The organism is uncultured Photobacterium sp., from assembly GCF_947039875.1.
Taxonomy (GTDB): domain Bacteria; phylum Pseudomonadota; class Gammaproteobacteria; order Enterobacterales; family Vibrionaceae; genus Photobacterium.
This window is the reverse complement of sequence record NZ_CAMRAN010000019.1, coordinates 45,012-68,514: the sequence shown is the minus strand read 5'-3', so window position 1 is coordinate 68,514 and position 23,503 is coordinate 45,012. Positions and strand designations below refer to the sequence as shown.

Here is a 23,503-nt window from a genome sequence, read left to right as displayed (position 1 = left end):
GCTGAGGCGCAACACTTGGCTGAGGCGCAACACTTGGCTGAGGCGCAACACTTGGCTGAGGCGCAACACTTGGTTGAGGCGCAACACTTGGCTGAGGCGCAACACTTGGCTGAGGCGCAACACTTGCAGACTTAGTCGCTGAACCTATGTGCATTTGCGGTTCAATACGCTCATTTACCACTTTTGATGGTGCCACTGTACTTTGAGGCGCAATTTCACCTAGCAATGGATCTTGTTGAGGGCGCTCACCAAAACTAAAACCAGGTTCTTTACGTTTTGACGCTGGTTGTGTTGTCGTTGTAATAATGTCAGCTTGGTTTGACTTAGTTTCAGCCATTTCCGGCGCAGTATTCACAACACAATCGTCACTAACACTCTCTTGTGCAATATCTTGAGTCTCAAGATTTGCTTCATCTATTTTACCTAGTGGTTTCTCACCAAATTTAGCTGGTTTCTCTTTTCTACTTGTCCATAGACCATGAAAAAGAAGCGCTACGATTGCTAACGCACCAACAATAATAAGAACCAGACGCAATTCCTGCATATGAATACTCTAAATTAACTCGTTGTCCCTTTACGGGGTTAATAATAGAAAAAAATCTACTAGGAAACTTAATATCTAGTTAGAATTTCTCACCGAATGACTTACTGTACCAAAACTCACTTGACAATGAGAAGATGAATATCGAGATTCTATCAAGGATAATGTCAGCTTGACGTTTTTTGTACAAATTTACATCATTTTTGTATTGTTACTCATCCTTTTTATTTTGTTGTTAAAGTAGTGACAACAATTTTGTGGTTTGATTCCATCCTACCTCTACCGTTAAAATTGATAAAGAAACCTAAACAAATGAACAGTAAAACACTAAAAAATGCTTGTTCAGGAGAAATAAATGCCACAACAACATAATACACAGCCAACAACCAGCGGTGCTGGTTATTTTTTTCAAGGTCTAAAGCTCGCCTTTCAACCAGGAACGCGACGTTTTGTTCTTATTCCTTTATTGATCAATATTGTATTACTTGGTAGTGCTTTTGCCACCTTATTAGATCATCTGGGTGGTTGGATTAATCATTGGTTAAGCTACTTACCAAGTTGGCTTGACTGGCTTTCTTATCTTTTATGGCCGTTACTGGCGATTGCGGCTCTGGTGTCCTTCTCATACTTCTTTAGTACGATTGCAAACTGGATTGCCGCGCCATTTAATGGATTGTTAGCTGAATACCTTGAAGCCAAACTAACGGGGCAAACACCGCCCGATGATAATTTAAAAGCCTTAATAAAAGATCTTCCCCGCACCATGGGTCGAGAATGGACCAAGCTTAAGTATTATCTACCTAAAGCCATTGGATTACTCATTTTAATGTGGATTCCAGTTATTGGCCAAACCATCGCACCAGTACTATGGTTCTTATTCAACGCTTGGATGATGACAATTCAATATGTTGATTACCCGTTTGATAACCATAAAGTGCCTTTCCCTGAAATGCGCGACGCACTTAAACAAAAAAGAGGTCAAACATTAAGTTTTGGCGCTGTCATCATGTTATTAACCATGATTCCTATTATAAATTTGTTCGTCATGCCAATTGCTGTATGTGGTGCAACTGCAATATGGGTTGATCATTACCGTACTCAATTTAAACGGTATTAATATTTTAAATATAAGGTCAATAGCTTCTGCTGTTGACCTTTTATTGTATTTATATCATTACCAACAAATACTATTTCAATCGCAAAAAAATGTAATAAATGACAAATAGCAATGCAAGAATAATAACAACTATCGCATAATAACAATAAGATATAACCATTAATTACTTTGAAAATAGTGAGACAGGTATATGCTTATACTATTCAACATTGAGTCTAATTTGTCACGAAGGAACGAAGGAACGAAGTATGAGCAAAATATACGAAGATAATTCTCTCACTATTGGTAACACTCCGCTGGTACGTCTTAATCGTGTCAGTAATGGCAAAGTGATCGCAAAAATTGAAGCTCGTAACCCTAGTTTTAGTGTTAAATGCCGTATCGGTGCTAATATGGTATGGGAAGCAGAGAAAAGTGGCTTATTAAAAGAAGGGGTTGAGATTGTAGAACCCACCAGTGGCAATACAGGTGTCGCACTTGCTTTTGTTGCTGCCGCTCGTGGTTATAAACTAACCTTAACTATGCCTGAAAGCATGAGCCTTGAACGTCGTAAATTATTAAAAGCGCTTGGTGCAAATCTTATACTTACCGATGCAGCAAAAGGCATGAAAGGGGCAATTGATAAAGCCGAAGAAATCGTCAATTCAGATCCAGATAAATATCTATTACTGCAACAATTTAATAATCCAGCTAACCCTGCTATCCATGAGAAAACTACAGGCCCTGAAATTTGGGATGCCACTGATGGTGACATCGATGTCTTTGTTTCAGGAGTAGGTACTGGCGGCACGATTACAGGTGTGAGTCGCTACATTAAGCAACAGCAAGGAAAAGCTATTACTGTTGTTGCCGTAGAACCATCAGAATCGCCAGTGATCACTCAAACCGTAAATGGTGAAACGATTAAACCAGGGCCACATAAAATTCAAGGTATCGGTGCTGGCTTTATTCCTGGCAATCTTGATTTAGCCCTAATCGATGAAATTGAGCAAGTCAGCTCAGAAGATGCAATTGATATGGCTCGTCGCCTAATGGATGAAGAAGGTATATTGGCAGGAATTTCATCAGGTGCAGCAGTTGTTGCTGCGAATAATATTGCAACTCGACCAGAATTTGCTGATAAAAATATTGTTGTTATTTTACCCAGTTCAGGCGAGCGTTACTTATCTACAGCACTTTTTGCGGATATATTCACAGAAAAAGAAACCCAACAGTGATCACACTTTGTGATGTTATCTAGGTATATCCACACTCAAAAAGGCCCTTTGCGGGCTTTTTTGTTGCTTTTTATTCTTAGCTTTACTATAAAGCTGATGCGCTTTATTTTTAGCATCAAAATAAAAGGACAATTATTAGTCAGTTTTGATTAATACTAAAAAAGTTTTTCATAAAACTTTGACTTGGATTAAAGCTAAGACAGTATGTTATTAGGTAGTTTATACTGCTTACACAATATGCTGAGACTATAATCACAACGGTTATAGCTTATAAAGCAAACTATTAATATAACAACTATATCTAAATCGGGGTGAAATATGTATCAGAAGCAAGTTGAAATCACTGCACCAAACGGCCTACACACTCGTCCAGCGGCACAGTTTGTTAAAGATGCAAAATCATTTGAAGCTGACATCACAGTAACTTCAAACGGTAAAAGCGCAAGCGCTAAGAGCTTATTTAAGCTTCAAACTCTTGGCCTAGTTAAAGGTGCAGTAATTACTATTGCAGCTGAAGGTGCACAAGCTCAAGAAGCAGTAGATAAGCTAGTAACTCTTACAGAGCTACACGACGGTGCTGAAATCGCAATGTTCCGCGAAATCTAAGCTAAGTTTGTATACAAACGAGTTTCCAGTTTTTAGTTAATTTAAAGGTAAGGCTATGATTTCAGGTATCCTGGCGTCTCCTGGTATTGCTTTCGGTAAAGCATTGCTATTGCAAGAAGAAGAGATTGTTCTAAACAAAACTCCAATCGCTGCAGACCAGATCGATAACGAAATTCAACGTTTCTTCGACGCTCGAAAAAAATCTTCTGAGCAACTTGAAGTTATCAAAGAAAAAGCACGTGTCACCTTTGGTGAAGAGAAAGAAGCCATCTTTGAAGGTCACATCATGTTGCTTGAAGATGAGGAGCTAGAAGAAGAGATCATAGCCCTTATTAAAGATAAGCATTCAGCGGATTACGCAATTTATTCTATTATTGAAGAACAAGCGCAAACCCTTGAATCACTTGATGACGAGTATTTAAAAGAACGTGCAAGCGATATCCGTGATATCGGCAGCCGTTTTATTAAAAACGCATTAGGTATTAATGTTATTAATTTAAGTGCTATTAATGAACAAGTGATTTTGGTTGCTAACGACCTAACACCGTCAGAAACTGCACAAATTAATCTAGAGTTCGTTCTTGGCTTTATTACTGATATCGGTGGTCGTACTTCACACACCTCTATCATGGCACGTTCACTAGAAATTCCTGCAATTGTAGGTACAAATAACATTACATCTTTAGTTAAGAACGGCGATATGTTAGTTCTTGATGCAATCAATAATCAGGTTGTTATCAATCCAACTGATGATGAATTAAACAAATTTAAAGCTATCCGTGATGCTAATAAAGCAGAGCAAGAAGAACTAGCTAAGCTAAAAGATCTTCCTGCAATTACACTTGATGGCAAGCAAGTTGAAGTATGCGGCAACATTGGTACAGTTAAAGACTGTGCAGGCGTTAACCGTAATGGCGGTGAAGGCGTTGGTCTATACCGTACTGAATTCTTGTTCATGGACCGTGATTCTCTACCTACAGAAGAAGAACAGTACCAAGCATATAAAGAAGTTGCAGAAGCAATGCATGGCGAGCCAGTGATTATCCGTACTATGGATATCGGTGGTGATAAAGATCTACCTTACTTAGATCTTCCTAAGGAAATGAACCCATTCTTGGGTTGGCGTGCAATTCGTATCAGCCTAGATCGTCGTGAAATCCTTCGTGACCAATTCCGTGCTATTCTGCGTGCGTCGGCACACGGTAAAGTACGTATCATGTTCCCGATGATTATTTCGGTTGAAGAAGTACGTACACTAAAAGCGGCTATTGAAGAATTTAAGGTTGAATTAACCGCTGAAGGTCTAGCGTTTGACACTAACATCGAGATCGGTGTTATGGTTGAAACACCAGCAGCCGCAGCGATTGCACACCACTTAGCGAAAGAAGTTTCTTTCTTTAGTATTGGTACCAACGATTTAACCCAGTATACTCTAGCAGTTGACCGTGGTAATGAGCTTATTTCTCATCTCTACAATCCACTATCACCTGCTGTACTTACTGTGATTAAGCAAGTTATTGATGCTTCTCACGTTGAAGGTAAGTGGACAGGTATGTGTGGTGAACTTGCTGGCGACGAACGTGCTACCCTACTTCTATTAGGTATGGGCTTGGACGAGTTCAGCATGAGTGCTATTTCTATCCCTCGCGTTAAGAAAGTTATCCGTAATGCTAACTTTGCTGACGTTAAAGCAATGGCAGAGTATGCTTTAACTCTTCCAACAGCGGCTGAGATTGAAGAGCACGTAGAAAAATTCATCGCAGAAAAGACCATCTGCTAATAAAATATAGCTGCAGATAAAATAACAACGCTTAGGAGCAACGATATGGGCCTGTTTGACAAATTAAAGAAAATGGTTTCTGACGACAGCAGTGAAGCTAGTGTAATTGAAATTATCGCACCACTTTCTGGCGAAATCGTTAACATCGAAGATGTGCCTGATGTAGTATTTGCTGAAAAAATTGTTGGTGATGGTATTGCTATCAAACCAACTGGCAACAAAATGGTTGCACCAGTAAACGGTACTATCGGTAAGATTTTTGAAACTAACCACGCTTTCTCTATTGAGTCTGACGATGGCATCGAGCTTTTTGTTCACTTCGGTATTGATACTGTTGAACTTAAAGGCGAAGGTTTTACTCGCATCGCTGAAGAAGGCCAATCTGTTAAAGTTGGCGACACTATCATCGAATTCGATCTTGCACTTCTAGAAGAGAAAGCTAAGTCAACATTGACGCCAGTAGTTATCTCTAACATGGACGAGATCAAAGAGCTAATCAAGCTATCTGGTGCTGTAAACGTTGGTGAAACACCAGTACTACGCATCAAGAAATAAGATAGTTATTATCTTAATAAAAAACGCAGCTTTCTAGCTGCGTTTTTTTTTGTCTATTATAAATCCATCTTTGCTTATAAAAACACACTAAATCGCCTCTGTGCCACTTTCTCTATTCATCTTGATATATTACATCTCAATTTATTAAACCGCTCATAGGTAATACTAGCCCCATTAATTAAGTGATTATCCTTTAAAAACATTAGGTCAAAAACTTATTGTGAACGGCATAATACTATAGACATTATTACTGACTATTTATGAGCAGCCATAAAAAAACGCCACTATAAAATAGTCGCGCTTCTTATATATCATCATAATTCATATTTAATTGATGGCTTATGCTGTCATCACCTCAACTTGTAATTTAACATGTTCACAATTGGGTTCGCCAGATTCAAACAGCATTGGCATATTTAATCCTGTCGATAATGTTTGTGCCAAAATAGTTCGCCAGCCACCATCATCTAGTCGTTCTTGTACTTGTAACGCAATGCTAACACTTTCAGCTGAAACATCGAGTAATTGCGCACTGCCTACCACTTCACGGTATGAATGATGATTATTTTCACTTAAGCCTTCAAAAAAAATGGTTTCTTCGCCTGGCAATAAAGACAATGACGTATTAACCATTTGTCGTAATCGACAAGCACTGTGTATTTCAAAACTGACATCCAACAGCCAATCAGCCATCGCCAGTGGGCTCAATAATGAACTAAGAAATAATTGCCCTTTACCCATTGTTAACTTTTCCATTGCGATTACCTCTCTACAAGCTAATACGCAAACACATCTTTGACTCGTGAGCTTCGAACTAGATATAACCCTAGCCAAACCGTTAATAACAAGGTTAATGCACCAACCCAAGAGAATGCACCTTCACGCAACACGAGATGATATATTTGCAAAGCAAAATCGATACTGTAAGCAGCTATTAATAATTTTTTTCCATGCTGCCACAGATAATGTACAACTTTATTATTGCTATTACGCTGACCCGATAACCACATTAATAATAAGGCAGGACTTCCCAATACCATGCCTATATAAAGTGTCTCTCGAAGAGGATAAATCAACTCAAGCAATTGTCCGCCTTGGGTTCGACTCACCCCTGCCATGATAAAAATCACCAATGCTTTCGCATTAAAAATCAGCGCTAGCCATAGCATCTTATTTAGTTTTAACTGCCCATGATCATCATAAGCATTGATAGGATAAAGCAAACAACTTCCCTCTTACCTGTTTAACTCAATACGCATCAATTAAGATAACATCAATACACTATGGCTTAATTTCGACTCTAATCGATCACTGCATATTAAGTACTATTTAAGCGCTATTTTTGTGGAATACCGCACTTTTCATTTATGCATATTGCCGTATAAGTCACGTTTTTTGATCTAAAACCAACAAAAGCAGGTTATTTCTCAACCAACACCTATGGCCAAAATAGGTTGGTTAATTCTTTTTAATCATAAAGTTACAATATGAATATAGTATTAACACCATGTTCATCTAAAACTGGAATTTTCATACAAAAAACCGTAAATATATAAATTTCAACATATATAACAACAACCATACATACAGCAACACTGCTGCTAAAATAAAGTAATCAGATATAATCACTCTTAATAACCATTTATCAATAAGGTCACTAGTGCGTATGACGACCATGAAAAAAAATACAGTACCTTCTGCAGAAACACAGATAGAAGCATTACGTGTTGCTAAAGCCACTCAAAAACAAGGTCAAACAAAAGAGCAGACAAAGCTGATCGCACAAGGAATTCAAAAAGGGATTGAACAATATAAAAAGCAACAAAAAGCCAAAGCCAGAGAGCGCGATAAATTAAAGAAAAAAACTCAACAAGTCAAAGATACTCAACCCGAAGCAACCACTAATACGTCATCAACTGCGCTACAAATTATCTATAAACAACATTGGCTACCGTGGGGACTTGTTGTTGCTTCCTGGGTTGGTTTTGGGGCTTACTTAGCTTATACCAATACATTATGATGAGAGAAAATATGAAAATTATTGGTTTTATAGCTGCTATTGGTGGCTTAATTAGTGGCTGTGCCGATCCACAATCAACACCATGGCAACGTCAAATAGACGAGCAATGCGATAATAAATCCCATTGTGTATCCACTATCGAACAACGTGAAAAATTTAAGCTAGCTCCTTTTACACTTACCGCTAAAGGTATACAAAAGTGGTCAGATATTATTGCTATTGCTCAAACATTACCAGGCGCAAAACTGATAGAGCAGGATGACCACTATTTTCATATTGAAGTTCGCAGTGCGGTGTTTGGATTCATTGACGATTTTGAAGTAAAACAACAATCTCAGCAGCTTCAAGTAAGATCTATATCTCGCAGTGGCTATTCTGATTTTGGGGTCAATCGGAAACGGGCACAACAATTTAGAACATTATTAATCGACCAACAATTGATACATGAGACATCCACCAGCAACTGATTCACTAGCCACAATGAGCATAACAAAAAGCCATGGCAGCCTTAGTGTTAACTATGGCAACCATGGCTTGACGATCAGACTATTTAATCCAATTTTTTATCTTTACCTAACGACAATAGCCACACACTTACCGCAGCTACAGCCACAAAACCAGACAAAATAATCATTGGCATCGCGATATAACCCAGTGTATGCCAAATTACCGATTCTAGCGTACTCATCGTTTCTCCTTAGCTTATTGCCATCCAGCTACATCTTTCATATCTGGTAACTTATGGGCAATCCCTTTATGGCAATCAACACAGGTTTTATCACCAGATGCCAATGCGGTTGAATGCTGTTTTGCACTACGAGGGGCTTGCTCAGAAAAATCCATATAATTGAACTGATGACAATTACGACATTCTTGAGAGTCATTATTTTTCATACGGTGCCATTCTCGCTCCGCAAGATGACTACGACGGGCATTAAACTTTTCTGGCGTATCAATCGTCCCCATCATATGCGCGACGATTTCTTTTGAAGCCTGCACCTTACGCACAATTTTATCGGTCCAATTATGAGGTACATGACAATCTGAACAAATCGCCCTTACCCCTGAACGGTTTGAAAAGTGTATTGTTTCTTGAATCTCTTTAACGATTGGTGCGTGACAACCAGCACAAAACTCTTCTGAGTTGGTTTTTTCCATTACGGTATTAAACCCGCCCCAGAATAATAGTCCGCCCATAAATCCCATAAAGAGAACCAGCCCAACAGCCACTTTACTGGGTGTTTTTAGTCGTAACCAAAATGTTTTTAACAACTTCATAGATCAACCTTTTTACTATTCAGCCACGATTAACGTAATGCACTTACACGTTTAAAATCATTTTCAACTAATGGCTTAGCGTCTGCTTGAGGCACGTGGCACTGCAAACAAAAATAACGGCTTGGCGATACATCAGACAAAACTTGACCTTGCTGTGGTGACACATAATGGGTCACACTGATCTTGGTTGCCCCCATCTCTTTAGCATTTTTCCAGCTATGACAAGCAAGACATTTATTAGCGTTAAGTGACACTTCATAGCCACGAATGGTATGAGGGATCAACGGTGGTTGGTAAACATAATCGCTGTCGATTACCCCTTGATCTCGAGGATAACGCTTCATCAAATCAGCTGGGCGAGTTGCTTCTATTTCAGCAAGGCCGCGTAATGATTTAAGCCCACCAATACCACCGAGATTATCTAATTTAGCTGCAGCTGCAATATTTGCCGTTGTCTTCGCTGTTTCAGCAGCTGTCGTGACATTGTTATCATCACTATGTGCAATACCAGTAAGCATTAGCCCTGCCACTAATACTGCAAAAAATAATTTTTTCATGCTGTTCTCCACCTTTGTACATATTCTAGTTACAGCGAACGACACCTCTCGCCCGCTGAATTAATTGATTAGATCTTGGTGATCTTGATAGGACATTTCTTAAAATCTGTCTGTTTCGACAATGGATCAGTTGCATCCAAGATCAATTTATTAACTAAAATATTGGCATCAAAGAACGGTACAAAAACGAGTCCAACAGGGGGACGATTACGACCACGGGTTTCTACTCGACAGCGTACTTCACCACGGCGCGAAGACAATAACACTTCATCACCACGGCGAAGATTTCTTTTTTTTGCATCTTCTGGATTGATATAACACCACGCATCAGGTACAGCTTTATATAATTCAGGAACACGACGTGTCATGGTGCCTGTATGCCAATGTTCAAGCACGCGCCCAGTACACAACCACATATCATAATCTTGATCAGGCACTTCCGGTGGCGCTTCATAGGGTGCTGAAATGATTAACGCCTTACCATCAGGTTTGCCATAAAAGTCCCAGCCAGTGCCTTTTTTAGCGTAGGGATCAGTGCCTTCTTTAAAGCGCCATTGGGTTTCTTTACCATCCACAACAGGCCAACGTAAACCACGAACTTTATGGTAAGTATCATAAGGTGCTAAATCATGCCCATGACCACGACCAAAACTTGCGTACTCTTCAAAGAGCCCTTTTTGAACGTAATAACCTTGCGTTTGAGCATCATCATTCAATGGTTGCGCTTCGGTTAATGGGAATTTATCAACCTGACCATTAAGGAATAAAATATCGTACATCGTTTTACCGCGGTACTGAGGCATCTTATTAAGTAATGCTTCATCCCACACCTCTTCAACCTTAAACCGCTTTGAAAACTCCATGATCTGCCATAAATCAGACTTAGCATCACCAGGCGCTTTAACTTGTTGATACCAAGCTTGAGTACGACGCTCAGCATTACCATAAGCCCCTTCTTTTTCAACCCACATCGCCGTTGGTAGAATCAGATCAGACGCTTGAGCGGTAACCGTTGGGTAAGGGTCAGAACAGACGATAAAGTTATCTGGATTACGGTAACCCGGTAAACGCTCTTCATTAATATTAGGACCCGCTTGCATGTTGTTATTACACATCACCCAATACGCGTTTAATTTACCGTCATTCAGCATTCGATCTTGTTGCACGGCGTGATAACCCGGTTTAGGTGGAATCGTACCTTCAGGCAACTTCCAAATATTTTCAGCAATAGCACGGTGCTTAGGATTAGTAACTACTAGATCGGCGGGTAAACGGTGAGCAAACGTACCTACTTCACGGGCAGTACCACATGCTGAAGGCTGACCGGTTAATGAAAACGGACTATTACCTGGTGTTGAAATTTTACCGGTTAATAAATGCAAGTTATAAACCAAACTTTGCATCCATACACCACGAGTATGTTGGTTCATTCCCATGGTCCATAAAGACATTACTTTGAGTTTAGGATCGGCATAATATTTAGCTAACTCAACCAGCTTTTCAGGTTCAACACCTGACATTTGTGACGCTTTTTCAAGGGTATATTCCGCAACTGACGCTTTATATTCGTCAAATGTCATTGGGAATAATTCGCCAGAGTTAGGGTTTGTCGCTTGCTTTTGTAATGGATTATCATCACGTAAACCGTAACCTATATCAGTTTGAGCACGCTTAAAGTGGGTATGTTTATTAACAAAATCCCAATTAACCGCATCATTTTCAATAATGTAATGCGCAATATAATTCGCGATAGCTAAATCAGTTTGCGGGTGGAAAATCATGCCGTTATCAGCTAACTCAAACGAGCGGTGTTCATAGGTCGATAACACATTCACTTTGACATGAGGATGACTCAAACGACGATCAGTCATTCGTGTCCATAGCACTGGGTGCATTTCAGCCATGTTTGAGCCCCAAAGAACAAACACATCAGCATGTTCAAAATCATCGTAACATCCCATTGGCTCATCAATACCAAAGGTACGAATAAAGCCAACTACCGCAGATGCCATACAGTGACGAGCATTGGGATCGATATTGTTTGAACGAAAGCCTGCTTTCATCATTTTAGAAGCCGCATAGCCTTCCATGACAGTCCATTGGCCTGAACCAAACATACCAACACCTGAAGGGCCTTGCTTTTTCAGTGCCGCTTTCCACTTCTCAGCCATCACATCAAAAGCGTGATCCCATGAAATAGGCGTGAACTCGCCTTCTTTATGGTACTCACCATCTTTCATGCGTAATAATGGCGCTTGTAAACGATCTTTACCGTACATGATTTTCGATAAAAAATAGCCTTTAATACAATTAAGGCCTTTGTTCACTGGCGCTTGTGGATCACCTTGGGTTGCGACAACTCGCCCATTTTTAGTCCCGACTAACACTGAACAACCCGTACCACAAAAACGACAAGGCGCTTTATCCCATTTAATTTCAGTTTCATCAGAACTCACAATTAAATTCGTCGCTGATGCTGGTAACGAAATACCCGCTACCGCAGCCGCTGATGCTGCAGCATTTGCTTTCACAAATGCTCGTCTTGTCATTTTCATAGCTTACCCTCAGCTTGTAGCTCGTAATTCTCAATATGGTGATAGACCAAAAAAGTGATCAATACATGGTCTAAATTATTAATTTTATCAATTGCATCAGTTACGTAGCCTTGGTTCTCTGTCTCAAGTACTACGATAATTTTACCTTCTTCACTTGTCGCAGGAATTTCAGTGTTCGGTATTGCTAAAATCTGTTGGCTAATCGTTGCTAAATATTGTGGCTTAACGTGAACGATAAGGCTTGAGGTATGCACTTCATGTAATGTCATGTTTACTCTCTATAATTCTTTACATTTAAGGCGTTATCATTTCAATCGCAGCCACCGGACAGCCACTTATACATGCACCACATCCACTGCAATCAGCCTTGTTGATAACAGGCTGAGCAACCTTCGCTACTTGTAAAGAAAAGGTAATTGCTTGTGTTTCACATTGATCACCACAGCTACGGCATTCGACATTATTGAGTGCAATACACGATGAATTAATCGTAGCCACTTGCGTCCATGGAGGTTGAGATTGGGCCTCAAATAAAGGTTCAGGGCACACATCTGCACATTGATAGCAAAAACTACATTCGCCTTCTCCCTGATGAAAATCCACCACAGGAAAACCACCATCACCTTTTATAATCACCTTTGTTTGGCAAGCATCAATACAAGCATTACAACGCAGACAATGATCAGTGAAAGTGTTTTCGTCCTTTATCCAAGGCAAAACTTGCTGCTGGGATGGCTGTTTACGAGTAAATAATCCTCGACGGGAACGATTAATCACAGCCCTCTCCTTTTATGCTTAAACATTAAATAATGGCAAATCATTCTCTTTGTTACCATTCACTTTCTATTAATGTTCTTTTACGTTATTTTTAAATATCGTCATAACTGCGAACATACCCCCTTAGGGGTAATTGCTGATATACTTTGATCCAGATCAATAAAACATAGTGGATAATATCTAACATTTGCAAATTTATCGTTTAATCAGTCAGTGAAAAATTAGCAGACTCAATATAATCCTAATAAATAATACCTAGCATCCCTTTCCATTAATAATAATTCATATTTATAGGTTGGCGGCAATTCATGCAACAGCAAAAAGTTAATTCCGTTACCACCACCATTGGTCGTTCAATGGTGATTATTCTATTTTTAGTTGCGACAACGACGAGCTTAGCGCTATGTATGTTAGTTTCGAGTCTTAACGATGCGGCGGCAATCAACACAGCAGGCTCACTAAGAATGCAAAGTTATCGCTTGGCATTTGATATCGAAACTCAATCGCCATTACTGAACACCCACACCATTGAGTTTGATCAATCACTGACCTCACCAACAATGCAGGAATTACATCGCTGGTATATCCCTAAAACAATACAGCACCATTACACAGAATTACTCTTAACATGGCAGGCTGTACGTTCAGAATTAGATCAAATAGATAAGGATGGCTATTTAATTCAAGTCGCCCCTTTTGTAGAGCGTATCGATCAATTTGTATTTGAATTACAACAATCATCCGAAAACAAATTACATCTTTTAGCACTTATTAGTGCGGTCGGTTTATTACTTATTTTGATGGTCGTATTATTTACAATCCAATTTACACAGCGCCAAATTGTAGCCCCGCTCAATCAATTAATGGCGGGATGTAAACAAATTAAGCAACATCAATTTTCATTAACCATCAATAATAATAGTAAAAACGAATTGGGGATCTTGGCGCGCACATTTACTCAAATGACTGCAGATTTAAATAATTTTTATTATGATTTAGAACAAAGCGTCAATGAAAAAACCCACCGTCTGCGCCATGCTAATGAATCATTGAAAGTGTTATATAACTGCTCGCAACAACTATCAGTTAGCCGTTTAACTCATCACCATTTTCAACAGATGTTAAAAACCCTAATTGCGATTGATGGCTTAACAGCAGTAAAATTAGTTATTGAAGAATCAAATGGTACCACCACCGAAATTACCGTTGGTGAAGAACAATCAACCACTTGGCACCGACAACAATTATTAATTGATGGTGAAACAATGGGGCAACTATGGTGGCAATATCAGCTACCTTGCCCTGATCTGGCATTGATCGAAAATATCGCCAATATTTTAAGTCGTGGAATTTATTACAATCGAACTCAAAAACAGACCGAGCAGTTATTATTAATGGAAGAGCGAGCGACAATTGCTCGTGAGCTACATGACTCATTAGCACAGTCATTATCGTATCTTAAAATTCAATTAACGCTATTAAAACGACAACTTACTAATACCGATGATCGCCAGCAGCAAACCATACAGACTATTGATGAAGAGCTATCAAATGCTTATACCCAATTACGCGAGTTATTGAGTACCTTTAGATTAACCATCAAAGAAGCCAATTTCAGTGAAGCATTAACACAATTATTAATACCCTTACGGGAACAAACACCAGCGCAATTTAACATTGAAAATCACTTACCATCAATGGCGTTAATTGCACATAACCAGGTCCATTTATTACAAATTATTCGTGAAGCAGTATTAAATGCAATTAAGCATGCCGATGCTAATCAAATCAAAATTTCGTGTCATCAACAACACGGCATTATTAATGTTGAAATTGCTGATGATGGGGTTGGGTTTGATCCCTCAAACTCAAAACTTAATCACTATGGCTTAAACATCATGCAAGAGCGTGCTTCTCGCTTAAAGGGCGAATTAACCCTTTCCTCTCAAATCGGCGTTGGTAGTCAAGTTAAGTTACAATTCGCATTATCAGAAGGATAAAAAGATGACATCTTGGAAAGTAATGATCGTCGATGATCATCCATTAATGCGCAGAGGTATTGGCCAGTTATTAAGTTTCGATACTAAATTTGATGTTATTGGTGAAGCCAGTAATGGTAATGAAGCCATTGCCCTCGCCCATAAACTGCCCGTAGATCTAATTTTGTTAGATCTCAACATGAAAGGTATTTCAGGTTTAGATACTCTGATTACGCTTCGTAATGAAGGCATCGATGCTTGTATTGTGATCCTTACGGTGTCGGATAACCATGCTGATATTAAAACACTTATCGATGCAGGTGCTGATGGCTATTTACTCAAAGATACCGAGCCTGATGAATTAGTCGCTTTACTAAAAACCGCACTAACGGGAGGTAAAGCATACAGTGAAGTTGTAACGGCATTTCTTAATAACAATGGCACTGAAAACACATTATTTTCAAGCTTAACCGAAAGAGAAAATCAAATATTACAAGAAGTAGCCAAAGGCCATAGCAATAAGGTTATTGCAGATTCACTGTTTATTTCAGAAGCTACTGTAAAAGTACATATGAAAAGTTTATTACGCAAACTGCAAGTCAAATCTCGTACGGCAGCGACAGTACTTTATCTACAAACCTTAGGTTATTAAGTACATAAAAAACCGCAGTGATAAACACACTGCGGTCATTAATCATTATGATAGTGATAGCTTACAACGCTAAAGATGTAATTAAATCCTGTTCTCGCGATTCAACCCATTGCAGGTCAAAAGGTCCCCAGTCACTTAATTTATAATAACCATCATTATGACGTCGCCCATCTTGAATAAAAGTCAATTCAATACCAAGCCCAGGCAAAGCTTTTAATACATCTTGAATCGTCCGTCGGGGCCAACCTGTTTGCTCAATTAAACGAGGAACATTAGGACGTTCCGTGTGTTCAACAAGTAAAGCCAGATAAAGTCTACGGGCAAAAACCGGATTCAGTTCCATTGGGGCCTCCATAATATACTGTATCTATTATTGCCCGTTCTCAAACAAGGATGTTGCGTTTGATCAACGAGACATTCGGTTTCATCATTATGGATACAAATAAAGGTGAGCTTGCTCTCATTATTCTGATTATCATCGTTCAAGTAAGTTACCGTAAATACTCCCAATAAAAGTACAACGGTTGCGATAACCTAATAATCTCGCTATAAAAGATAATCTACTTATTATAAAAAAGTCAGTCAAATATGAATACTATCGCTTATGGCATTAAAAACTGCGACACCATCAAAAAAATGAAGCAATGGTTTACTGCTGAAAATATCGCTTATCAATTTCATGACTACCGTACTGATGGGCTTGAGCTTGCACTACTTGAAACCTTTGAAGCAGCACTTGGCTGGGAAGCCATGGTCAATAAACGCGGCACAACTTTCCGTCAATTAACCGCAGAACAAAAAGCCAACCTTAATCGAGAGACAGCATTACAATTAATGCTAGAACAACCCGCAATGATTAAGCGTCCGTTATTACAGCATAATAATCATTACTACTTAGGTTTTAAACCTGACCAATATAACGCTATTTTTCTTACTAAATAACAAGGATACAAGGATGTCTGACAGTCCCGTTATTGCACTAGCAAAAGATTTAATGTCTCGCCCTTCAGTCACACCTGAAGACGCAGGTTGCCAACAAGTTATGATCACGCGCTTACAAACATTAGGGTTTAATATTGAAACCATGGTATTTGAAGATACGGTAAATTTGTGGGCTCGTCGTGGCACTCAAGCACCATTGTTTGTGTTTGCAGGTCATACCGATGTTGTGCCTTCAGGTCCTGTCGAGCAATGGCATACTCCGCCTTTTGAACCCACCATTATTGATGGCTATTTACACGGACGTGGTGCTGCTGATATGAAAGGTTCACTGGCCTGTATGGTGGTTGCGATTGAACGTTTTATTGCCCAAAATCCCAATCATAATGGTTCGATTGCACTGCTCATCACTTCTGATGAAGAAGGCCCATTTATTAATGGTACCACTCGCGTAATTGACACCCTTGAAGCACGCAATGAAAAAATAGACATGTGCATTGTAGGTGAGCCATCAAGTACTGATACTGTTGGTGATATTGTCAAAAATGGTCGTCGTGGTTCTATTACAGGTGATCTGCTCATTAAGGGTATTCAAGGCCATGTTGCCTACCCACATTTGGCCAATAATCCGATTCATAAAGCCCTGCCCGCATTAGCTGAATTAGCCGCAACCCATTGGGACAGTGGTAATGACTTCTTTCCGCCAACCAGCTTTCAGATCCCCAATATTGCCGCTGGCACTGGCGCATCAAATGTTATTCCCGGCCAATGTGATATACAGTTTAATTTCCGTTTCAGCACAGAATTAACCGATGTTGATATTAAACGTCGCGTACATTCAATCCTTGACGCACATGGCTTAGACTACGATTTAAAATGGACCTTAAGTGGTCATCCCTTCTTAACTGACAGTGGTACATTAGTTGATGCGGTTGTTGCTGCCATCACTGACATTAACCATACTCCGCCACAATTGCTGACAACAGGCGGTACTTCAGATGGCCGTTTTATTGCTCGTACAGGCGCACAAGTGGTGGAACTAGGACCCGTTAATGCCACTATTCATAAAGTGAATGAATGCGTTAAAGTCACCGATCTTGAACGGCTAACTGACATGTACCAACAGATTCTAAACAATACTTTATAATTACGCTCCACCGACGTTCCTCATCATTAATGCTGTTCAGATAACACTATTGAACAGCTAATAATGCGATATTTGATAGATAATTATGCATTGTTATTATCATGAAACCATCGAAGCTTATCGACATTCTTGATACTCTATAACAATGATTTAGACTCATACTCAATCACGTATATAAGATGCAGTGAATTGATATAGACATTATCGTTGTGAGGTGAATATGGAATGGTTTTTTAATCCTTGGGTTATCTGTGTGATTATTATTGCGGTGATCGCCAGCAATATTGCCGCTTTAAAGTACACTGCTTATATGCGTACAGGACTCAAAAAAAGACACCCGCCGCAAACACCATTTGACGAGTCTCAATCATCACACTCCACGGATACTCATAACACTCACGGCAGCAATCACTCGCAGGATAAAAATGACTGATATAAAAACATTAGATAGCCGTATTGTGTACCAAAATAAATGGATGACAGTACGCGAAGATAAAATCCAGCGTCAAAGCGGTGCCGAAGGCATTTATGGTGTGGTTGAAAAGCCCGATTGTGCCGCTATTTTAGCGATTGATAATGGACGCATTCATCTAGTACAGCAATTTCGCTATAGTATTCAACAACGGTGTTGGGAAATTCCACAAGGCGCATGGGAAGCAAACCCTGATGCGGATCATCTTGATCTTGCTAAAGGTGAACTGCAAGAAGAAACAGGATTAATTGCAGATAATATGATCTACCTTGGCAGCCAATTTATTGCTTATGGTTTTTTAAATCAAACCTGTCACATTTATCTCGCGACCCAACTCCACTCAGCACCAGAGCAACACCGAGATGCTGAAGAAGAAGATCTCATCAGCCAATCTTTTTCTATTACTGAATTTGAAGCAATGATCATTAACTGTGAATTAAAAGATAGCGTCACCATTGCCGCATATGGGCTTGCGAAGCTTAAACAAGCGATCTAACACCAATAAAAAAGCTGCCATTTTATCGGCAGCTTTTTTGATATGTATTATCTTTGTTACTAATTACGGACGGCTGAGGTAATCAGCAATACCGACCCATTTATAGCTGGTCAATTCTTCTAAGCCCATCGGACCTCGTGCATGCAGTTTTTGCGTAGATACCGCAACTTCTGCACCTAAACCAAATTGTGCACCATCAGTAAAACGGGTTGATGCATTCACATATACTGCAGCGGAACCTGCCGCATTAACAAATCGCTCTGCCGCTTGAATATTATTAGTTAGGATTGAATCTGAATGACTAGCATTATGTTTACGCATATGCGCAATAGCTTCATCAACATCAGCAACAACTTTAACGCCTAACGTATAACTTAACCATTCAGTATCAAAGTCACCCGCTTCAGCTTTACGTAATAAACTTGCTTTGCCTTCAAGTAAATTAAACGCAGCATCGTCAGCGACCAGTGTTACTTGGGCTTTATTCATACGTTCCACTAAACGTGGTAAAAAAGTCGCTGCTATCTGTTCGTTAACTAATAACGTATCCAATGAGTTACATGCAGAAGGACGTTGTACTTTCGCATTTTCAACCACATCTAATGAACGGGATAAATCTGCACTGTCATCAACATACATATGGCTAATACCAAAGCCGCCGATGATAACGGGAATAGTGCTATTTTCTTTACACATCTTATGTAAACCAGCACCACCACGAGGAATGATCATATCGACATATTGATCAAGCTTAAGTAATTGCGAAACATATTCACGATCAGGCTGTTCAATATATTGCACAGACGCTGCAGGTAAACCCGCTTTAGCTAATGCAGATTGAATTACTTTTACCAATGCCATATTCGAATGGAACGTCTCACGGCCACCACGCAAAATACTCGCATTACCTGTTTTAAGGCACAGAGCTGCAATATCAATGGTTACATTAGGACGTGCTTCATAAATAACACCAACAACACCTAGCGGTACTCGACGGCGGCTTAAACGCATACCATTTTCAAGTACACGGCTATCAAGTTCTGCACCAACAGGATCATTTAAGTTAATAACATTGCGCACATCGTTGGCAATAGCACAAATACGCTCATCGTTAAGTAATAAACGATCGATTAGCGCATCAGACATACCACTCGCTACAGCAGCGTCCGTATCTTGCTTATTAGCCGCAAGAATAGCCGCTTGGTTTGCTTCTAATTCATCTGCAATAATCGCTAGTGCAGTATTTTTTATCGAGGTTGCAGTGGTCGCTAATTCAAACGCAGCCTGCTGCGCCGCTTGTCCCATTATTTCAAGATTCACAATAATTCCTTACTTAAATTCAAATTCAATGCCTGATAAGTTATCGGGTGAATTATCACGACGACTAAATAACGACCATATCATCACGGTGAATGGCAGCATGACCGTATTCATAACCTAAAACCTGATGAATATCATGGCTGTGCTTACCCGCAATTTTAGTCATATCATCACTTGAATAACGACTAATACCCCGTGCTAGTAAGACGTTTTTGCTATCAAAAATACGGACTACTTCACCACGTTCAAAGGTGCCTTTTACCTGAGTGATCCCTTTAGCAAGTAAACTACTGCCTTTTTGCTGCACTGCGGTTACAGCACCATCATCAATCACAATATCACCCGCTGGCGGTGGACCGGCAAGGATCCATTGTTTACGGCCTTCAAGGGGAGATTCTAACGGCAGAAAACGCGTACCCACCGCTTTACCTGCAGCAAGATCAACGATCACATCAACGCGACGTCCCGCAGCAATAATAACTTCAATACCTGCACGGCAAGCCACTTCTGCGGCTTGTAACTTAGTCGCCATACCACCAGTACCTAATCCACCAACAGTACCACCGGCTAATTTACGTAACTTATCATCGATGGTGTGTACTTCATGGATCAATTCAGCATCAGGATTACTACGTGGGTCGGCAGTAAATAAACCCGCTTGGTCTGTCATTAATAATAGTTTATCTGCACCGCCTAAAATTCCTACCAGCGCAGATAGATTATCGTTATCGCCGACTTTGATCTCAGTCGTTGCAACAGCATCGTTTTCATTAACAACCGGCACAATGCCATTATCTAATAACGCCACCAACATATCGCGCGCATTTAAATAGCGTTCACGATCGTTTAAATCAGCGCGCGTTAATAACATCTGACCAATATTAATGCCATAAATACCAAACAAGGTTTCCCACTCTTGAATTAAGCGGCCTTGTCCAACAGCAGCCAACAATTGTTTACTCGCCATCGTTTTGGGTAGTTCGGGGTAACCTAAATGCTCACGACCAGCCGCGATCGCACCAGAAGTAACAATAATAATTTTATGGCCTTGACTACGTAACATCGCGCATTGACGCACTAACTCAACCATATGGGCACGATCAAGTTTTAGTGTGCCACCAGTTAGCACGCTAGTTCCTAGTTTGACGACAATTGTATGTATTGCTGCACCAGCGGCAACGTCTTGCTGTTGAGCATGAGATTTTTTTGAATCAGCCATGAGATCAAGTAGATTGAAATAATAAATGTTCTTTGTTGTATCAATCCCTATCGAAAAGCACAAGAAAAAAACAATGACAAAATCAATATTAATCGGCTTTAGGAGGTTGTTTAAGCATAAACATCCTTAATGAATCCATCATACTACGTAGCGACAATATCAGTGCATCGTTATGAGAATTTCACAACGGCAGCATTTCATGTCGCCAGTGGTCATTTGAGTCGACTTAAACCATCAATTGGCTTAGCTAGCTGATAACTCAATCAGCGGAGTTTGAATTAATTTTGCGGCGGGAGACAATGTTAATTGACACTCATCAATGATAAAGGGCGTTAATTTTGAGTAAAAATCCGTTAATGTTTTTAATACTGCTTCTTTATGTTTCGTGGGTAATTTACCATCAACCCACTCACCTGCGGCATTAAAGCGACCAAAATCATACTCATATTCATAGCCCGTATCAGTTGCGGTCATCACTAACCACCATCCCCAAAACTCACGTAATTCAGGTTCTTTTTCAGCATTAATACAACTGGCTAAACAATCGAAAAAGAACCGTTGAGGCTGTGACTTTTTTTCGCGAAGATAAGGACCAATTGCTGTCAATTTAGACATTAAACGGCCATGCGGCGGAAAGCTTGTTACTATTGTCATTATTTTATCCATCCATAGTCAAGAGTATTTCATACGTAAGTAATACTTACTACCAGTTCATCATCCATAACGCGTTAGAAGCCCGCATTGCACAATAATAATTTACTATAGTATGAATAGAGTTGAACAAAATAACAAACCATACATGCCACTTTTGTTAACAATATCATGATTATATGTTTAGTTATAAAAAACGGAATCACACCATGGCACGATTCTGTTATTGTTAAATATCATATTATCACTGTAATAATTATTTCATTTTCTCATCAAGCCATTTGACCACTTCAGTCATCACTCGATGATAGCCATCATAAATAGGTTTTGCTGGTAAAGTGATCGCTTTACCACCATAGCTTGATAGCGCAATCAGTTGGTTATCCATCTCAGGGCAAACAGGATCATTTTTTAAACCAATACCAAGCATAGGAATATCAACGCGGCGACGGCCAAGTATTCCTTGGCTTTTTAATGACCATGCAGGTAAATGAGATTTAATACTCGCTTCAGCTTGGCCATTCTTACCCATGCGTGATGCCAATACATCCAAATACATCCGTGGAATTTTATCTAATAACGTTGGCTGAGTAAGGAAACTATTGATTGTACCGCCAATACTAACGCAGGTTTTTAAACGTGTCGGCTCCATAAATCCAAGTCGAATAGCAGCATTTCCGCCCATACGCAACCCTAACATCGCAACATTTCGATTATCAACCCATGGCACATCACGAATTTGTTGTAATAATGCTTGATGCAGGCGACTAGTATCTTCAGTTAAATTCCAACGATCACTATGGCCTATAGATGGCATATCAAGCGTGACCATCGCATACCCTGCGGGACCTAAATAATCTGTATATAAACGCCACAGATCACTTTGTAATGTTGCTAAACCACCACTGACAATAACTGTCGGTAATAACTTGTCAGTGCGAGGAAGATGAATGAATGCCTCAAAGGTCTTATTTTCATATTTAACATCAATCTTACGCATATCATGCGGCCGTAGTTCAATTGCCTCTCGGTAACTTTGATTAGCCTGTAACTCTGCTTGATCAGCCAGTTGATCGCCTTTGATATAAGGATATGCAGCAATGCTATAATGGGTACTGGCTTTAAATAACAGCTCTGATGCTGCTAGCTTCTCGCCATTATTAGCCGCCGTACGGGCTAACTGCTGATAATTAGAAGCTAACTGTGACCATTCATAGATCCAGTTACCCGGACGATAACCAATAACGGTATCAAGTAAATGATCACTGGTACGAGGGGCATTTGAACCCGCAATGCGCGCTAAAACAGCTTCTTGCTCAACAGGATCAACACCTTGCCATATCCATTGCGGGCGACGTAAGACACGATACCATTCAAGCTGACTTTCACCATCAAGAACATTGTTTACATCCCCACTACGGACATGCGCAATCTTAACAATATTCGATGTCTCTTTGCTGGTTTGACGTGGAGCAAATAGCTTCTCTGATAAATTTTGTTTTGATGGTTCCGACACGGCATCCTCCAACGTATATATCACTTATCTTAATAGACCTAGATAATATACCTAAACGGCAGCCAATAACTAAAATCCATAAAAAAAGACGTCAACAACGTGACGTCTT

26 protein-coding genes and 1 pseudogene are annotated in these 23,503 nt (G+C 39.8%); 13 read left to right on the top strand and 14 right to left on the bottom strand.

The genetic code is table 11. The features are described from left to right. A pseudogene (locus Q0V26_RS08855) lies at positions 1-544 on the bottom strand (cell division protein ZipA); the annotation flags it as partial. A gap of 352 nt (positions 545-896) precedes the next feature. Here Q0V26_RS08855 and cysZ point away from each other — a divergent pair. The 5 genes from cysZ to crr all read left to right on the top strand — a co-directional run bounded on the left by cysZ (position 897) and on the right by crr (position 5,816). Then, a complete protein-coding gene (cysZ, locus tag Q0V26_RS08850; protein WP_297480800.1) occupies positions 897-1,658 on the top strand; it encodes a sulfate transporter CysZ in 762 nt (253 codons plus the stop codon). 248 nt (positions 1,659-1,906) lie between these two features. Continuing rightward, entirely contained in the window at positions 1,907-2,875 is a 969-nt protein-coding gene (gene cysK, locus Q0V26_RS08845; protein WP_297480797.1) for a cysteine synthase A, read from the top strand. Between the two features lie 318 nt (positions 2,876-3,193). Next, positions 3,194-3,481: an HPr family phosphocarrier protein gene (locus tag Q0V26_RS08840; protein ID WP_045037604.1), complete on the top strand. Its 288-nt coding sequence runs from the start codon at positions 3,194-3,196 to the stop codon at positions 3,479-3,481. A 55-nt stretch (positions 3,482-3,536) separates the two neighbouring features. Further along, entirely contained in the window at positions 3,537-5,261 is a 1,725-nt protein-coding gene (gene ptsI / locus Q0V26_RS08835) for a phosphoenolpyruvate-protein phosphotransferase PtsI (protein WP_297480793.1), read from the top strand. Between the two features lie 45 nt (positions 5,262-5,306). Continuing rightward, the gene (crr, locus tag Q0V26_RS08830; RefSeq protein WP_080157069.1) at positions 5,307-5,816 is read left to right on the top strand and encodes a PTS glucose transporter subunit IIA; all 510 of its coding nucleotides are present in this window, start codon (positions 5,307-5,309) and stop codon (positions 5,814-5,816) included. A gap of 339 nt (positions 5,817-6,155) precedes the next feature. Here crr and Q0V26_RS08825 read toward each other — a convergent pair whose 3' ends face one another. Together Q0V26_RS08825 and Q0V26_RS08820 are read right to left on the bottom strand one after the other, a co-directional pair. Continuing rightward, positions 6,156-6,572 carry a hypothetical protein gene (locus Q0V26_RS08825; RefSeq protein ID WP_235865868.1) on the bottom strand — a complete coding sequence of 139 codons (417 nt, stop codon included), beginning with the start codon at positions 6,570-6,572 and terminating at the stop codon, positions 6,156-6,158. A gap of 20 nt (positions 6,573-6,592) precedes the next feature. Continuing rightward, positions 6,593-7,039 (bottom strand): DUF2919 domain-containing protein, encoded by a 447-nt coding sequence (locus tag Q0V26_RS08820; protein ID WP_297480789.1) that lies wholly within the window; start codon positions 7,037-7,039, stop codon positions 6,593-6,595. A gap of 452 nt (positions 7,040-7,491) precedes the next feature. Here Q0V26_RS08820 and Q0V26_RS08815 point away from each other — a divergent pair, with 452 nt between their 5' ends. Both Q0V26_RS08815 and Q0V26_RS08810 read left to right on the top strand, forming a co-directional pair. Next, positions 7,492-7,836 (top strand): DUF2956 domain-containing protein, encoded by a 345-nt coding sequence (locus Q0V26_RS08815; RefSeq protein WP_297480812.1) that lies wholly within the window; start codon positions 7,492-7,494, stop codon positions 7,834-7,836. A gap of 11 nt (positions 7,837-7,847) precedes the next feature. Continuing rightward, the gene (locus Q0V26_RS08810; protein WP_297480786.1) at positions 7,848-8,303 is read left to right on the top strand and encodes a DUF1499 domain-containing protein; all 456 of its coding nucleotides are present in this window, start codon (positions 7,848-7,850) and stop codon (positions 8,301-8,303) included. 83 nt (positions 8,304-8,386) lie between these two features. Here Q0V26_RS08810 and Q0V26_RS08805 read toward each other — a convergent pair whose 3' ends face one another. From Q0V26_RS08805 to napF, 6 genes are all read right to left on the bottom strand, one after another. Next, a complete protein-coding gene (locus tag Q0V26_RS08805; protein ID WP_065193058.1) occupies positions 8,387-8,524 on the bottom strand; it encodes a TIGR02808 family protein in 138 nt (45 codons plus the stop codon). Positions 8,525-8,538: 14 nt separating this feature from the next. Then, positions 8,539-9,114 (bottom strand): NapC/NirT family cytochrome c, encoded by a 576-nt coding sequence (locus Q0V26_RS08800; protein ID WP_297480777.1) that lies wholly within the window; start codon positions 9,112-9,114, stop codon positions 8,539-8,541. Positions 9,115-9,143: 29 nt separating this feature from the next. Next, positions 9,144-9,671, bottom strand: coding sequence for a nitrate reductase cytochrome c-type subunit (locus Q0V26_RS08795; protein WP_297480774.1), 528 nt, complete (start codon positions 9,669-9,671; stop codon positions 9,144-9,146). 68 nt (positions 9,672-9,739) lie between these two features. Beyond that, positions 9,740-12,226 (bottom strand): periplasmic nitrate reductase subunit alpha, encoded by a 2,487-nt coding sequence (napA, locus tag Q0V26_RS08790; RefSeq protein ID WP_297480771.1) that lies wholly within the window; start codon positions 12,224-12,226, stop codon positions 9,740-9,742. Beyond that, positions 12,223-12,495, bottom strand: a complete 273-nt coding sequence (locus Q0V26_RS08785) for a chaperone NapD (protein WP_045039210.1) — start codon at positions 12,493-12,495, stop codon at positions 12,223-12,225. The genes napA and Q0V26_RS08785 overlap by 4 nt, the downstream gene beginning before the upstream one ends. 25 nt (positions 12,496-12,520) lie before the next feature. Further along, on the bottom strand, positions 12,521-13,003 hold the full coding sequence (gene napF, locus Q0V26_RS08780) for a ferredoxin-type protein NapF (RefSeq protein WP_297480768.1): 483 nt from the start codon (positions 13,001-13,003) through the stop codon (positions 12,521-12,523). Between the two features lie 308 nt (positions 13,004-13,311). Between napF and narQ the strand changes: the two genes are divergently transcribed. Continuing rightward, a complete protein-coding gene (narQ, locus tag Q0V26_RS08775; RefSeq protein WP_297480766.1) occupies positions 13,312-15,003 on the top strand; it encodes a nitrate/nitrite two-component system sensor histidine kinase NarQ in 1,692 nt (563 codons plus the stop codon). Positions 15,004-15,007: 4 nt separating this feature from the next. Next, positions 15,008-15,634, top strand: coding sequence for a response regulator (locus Q0V26_RS08770; RefSeq protein ID WP_297480763.1), 627 nt, complete (start codon positions 15,008-15,010; stop codon positions 15,632-15,634). 61 nt (positions 15,635-15,695) lie between these two features. Here Q0V26_RS08770 and Q0V26_RS08765 read toward each other — a convergent pair whose 3' ends face one another. After that, a complete protein-coding gene (locus tag Q0V26_RS08765; RefSeq protein ID WP_036795756.1) occupies positions 15,696-15,977 on the bottom strand; it encodes a helix-turn-helix domain-containing protein in 282 nt (93 codons plus the stop codon). Positions 15,978-16,222: 245 nt separating this feature from the next. Here Q0V26_RS08765 and Q0V26_RS08760 point away from each other — a divergent pair, with 245 nt between their 5' ends. The 4 genes from Q0V26_RS08760 (at position 16,223) to Q0V26_RS08745 (ending at position 18,688) form a co-directional block, all read left to right on the top strand. Continuing rightward, complete coding sequence (locus Q0V26_RS08760; protein ID WP_297480758.1) at positions 16,223-16,576, top strand: ArsC family reductase; 354 nt, start codon at positions 16,223-16,225, stop codon at positions 16,574-16,576. A 13-nt stretch (positions 16,577-16,589) separates the two neighbouring features. Further along, the gene (gene dapE, locus Q0V26_RS08755) at positions 16,590-17,720 is read left to right on the top strand and encodes a succinyl-diaminopimelate desuccinylase (RefSeq protein ID WP_297480755.1); all 1,131 of its coding nucleotides are present in this window, start codon (positions 16,590-16,592) and stop codon (positions 17,718-17,720) included. Positions 17,721-17,940: 220 nt separating this feature from the next. Then, positions 17,941-18,153 (top strand): DUF2897 family protein, encoded by a 213-nt coding sequence (locus Q0V26_RS08750; RefSeq protein ID WP_297480753.1) that lies wholly within the window; start codon positions 17,941-17,943, stop codon positions 18,151-18,153. After that, entirely contained in the window at positions 18,146-18,688 is a 543-nt protein-coding gene (locus Q0V26_RS08745) for an NUDIX hydrolase (RefSeq protein ID WP_297480749.1), read from the top strand. The genes Q0V26_RS08750 and Q0V26_RS08745 overlap by 8 nt, the downstream gene beginning before the upstream one ends. A gap of 63 nt (positions 18,689-18,751) precedes the next feature. On the opposite strand, the gene Q0V26_RS08740 is transcribed toward Q0V26_RS08745, so the two are convergent. The 4 genes from Q0V26_RS08740 to frsA all read right to left on the bottom strand — a co-directional run bounded on the left by Q0V26_RS08740 (position 18,752) and on the right by frsA (position 23,394). Continuing rightward, positions 18,752-19,993 carry a glutamate-5-semialdehyde dehydrogenase gene (locus Q0V26_RS08740; protein WP_080157194.1) on the bottom strand — a complete coding sequence of 414 codons (1,242 nt, stop codon included), beginning with the start codon at positions 19,991-19,993 and terminating at the stop codon, positions 18,752-18,754. 79 nt (positions 19,994-20,072) lie between these two features. Beyond that, positions 20,073-21,227, bottom strand: a complete 1,155-nt coding sequence (proB, locus tag Q0V26_RS08735; RefSeq protein ID WP_297480746.1) for a glutamate 5-kinase — start codon at positions 21,225-21,227, stop codon at positions 20,073-20,075. A gap of 243 nt (positions 21,228-21,470) precedes the next feature. Further along, a complete protein-coding gene (crl, locus tag Q0V26_RS08730) occupies positions 21,471-21,881 on the bottom strand; it encodes a sigma factor-binding protein Crl (RefSeq protein WP_297480744.1) in 411 nt (136 codons plus the stop codon). Between the two features lie 253 nt (positions 21,882-22,134). Further along, entirely contained in the window at positions 22,135-23,394 is a 1,260-nt protein-coding gene (frsA, locus tag Q0V26_RS08725; protein WP_297480741.1) for an esterase FrsA, read from the bottom strand. Positions 23,395-23,503 lie beyond the last annotated feature (109 nt).

Excerpts from the sequence above, each read along its gene's own strand:
- cysZ (WP_297480800.1), top strand. The coding sequence starts at position 897 with ATGCCACAACAACATAATACACAGCCAACAACCAGCGGTGCTGGTTAT.
- cysK (WP_297480797.1), top strand. The coding sequence starts at position 1,907 with ATGAGCAAAATATACGAAGATAATTCTCTCACTATTGGTAACACTCCG.
- Q0V26_RS08840 (WP_045037604.1), top strand. The coding sequence starts at position 3,194 with ATGTATCAGAAGCAAGTTGAAATCACTGCACCAAACGGCCTACACACT.
- ptsI (WP_297480793.1), top strand. The coding sequence starts at position 3,537 with ATGATTTCAGGTATCCTGGCGTCTCCTGGTATTGCTTTCGGTAAAGCA.
- crr (WP_080157069.1), top strand. The coding sequence starts at position 5,307 with ATGGGCCTGTTTGACAAATTAAAGAAAATGGTTTCTGACGACAGCAGT.
- Q0V26_RS08825 (WP_235865868.1), bottom strand. The coding sequence starts at position 6,572 with ATGGAAAAGTTAACAATGGGTAAAGGGCAATTATTTCTTAGTTCATTA.
- Q0V26_RS08815 (WP_297480812.1), top strand. The coding sequence starts at position 7,492 with ATGAAAAAAAATACAGTACCTTCTGCAGAAACACAGATAGAAGCATTA.
- Q0V26_RS08810 (WP_297480786.1), top strand. The coding sequence starts at position 7,848 with ATGAAAATTATTGGTTTTATAGCTGCTATTGGTGGCTTAATTAGTGGC.
- Q0V26_RS08805 (WP_065193058.1), bottom strand. The coding sequence starts at position 8,524 with ATGAGTACGCTAGAATCGGTAATTTGGCATACACTGGGTTATATCGCG.
- Q0V26_RS08800 (WP_297480777.1), bottom strand. The coding sequence starts at position 9,114 with ATGAAGTTGTTAAAAACATTTTGGTTACGACTAAAAACACCCAGTAAA.
- Q0V26_RS08795 (WP_297480774.1), bottom strand. The coding sequence starts at position 9,671 with ATGAAAAAATTATTTTTTGCAGTATTAGTGGCAGGGCTAATGCTTACT.
- napA (WP_297480771.1), bottom strand. The coding sequence starts at position 12,226 with ATGAAAATGACAAGACGAGCATTTGTGAAAGCAAATGCTGCAGCATCA.
- Q0V26_RS08785 (WP_045039210.1), bottom strand. The coding sequence starts at position 12,495 with ATGACATTACATGAAGTGCATACCTCAAGCCTTATCGTTCACGTTAAG.
- narQ (WP_297480766.1), top strand. The coding sequence starts at position 13,312 with ATGCAACAGCAAAAAGTTAATTCCGTTACCACCACCATTGGTCGTTCA.
- Q0V26_RS08770 (WP_297480763.1), top strand. The coding sequence starts at position 15,008 with ATGACATCTTGGAAAGTAATGATCGTCGATGATCATCCATTAATGCGC.
- Q0V26_RS08765 (WP_036795756.1), bottom strand. The coding sequence starts at position 15,977 with ATGGAACTGAATCCGGTTTTTGCCCGTAGACTTTATCTGGCTTTACTT.
- Q0V26_RS08760 (WP_297480758.1), top strand. The coding sequence starts at position 16,223 with ATGAATACTATCGCTTATGGCATTAAAAACTGCGACACCATCAAAAAA.
- dapE (WP_297480755.1), top strand. The coding sequence starts at position 16,590 with ATGTCTGACAGTCCCGTTATTGCACTAGCAAAAGATTTAATGTCTCGC.
- Q0V26_RS08750 (WP_297480753.1), top strand. The coding sequence starts at position 17,941 with ATGGAATGGTTTTTTAATCCTTGGGTTATCTGTGTGATTATTATTGCG.
- Q0V26_RS08745 (WP_297480749.1), top strand. The coding sequence starts at position 18,146 with ATGACTGATATAAAAACATTAGATAGCCGTATTGTGTACCAAAATAAA.
- Q0V26_RS08740 (WP_080157194.1), bottom strand. The coding sequence starts at position 19,993 with ATGGGACAAGCGGCGCAGCAGGCTGCGTTTGAATTAGCGACCACTGCA.
- proB (WP_297480746.1), bottom strand. The coding sequence starts at position 21,227 with ATGGCTGATTCAAAAAAATCTCATGCTCAACAGCAAGACGTTGCCGCT.
- crl (WP_297480744.1), bottom strand. The coding sequence starts at position 21,881 with ATGACAATAGTAACAAGCTTTCCGCCGCATGGCCGTTTAATGTCTAAA.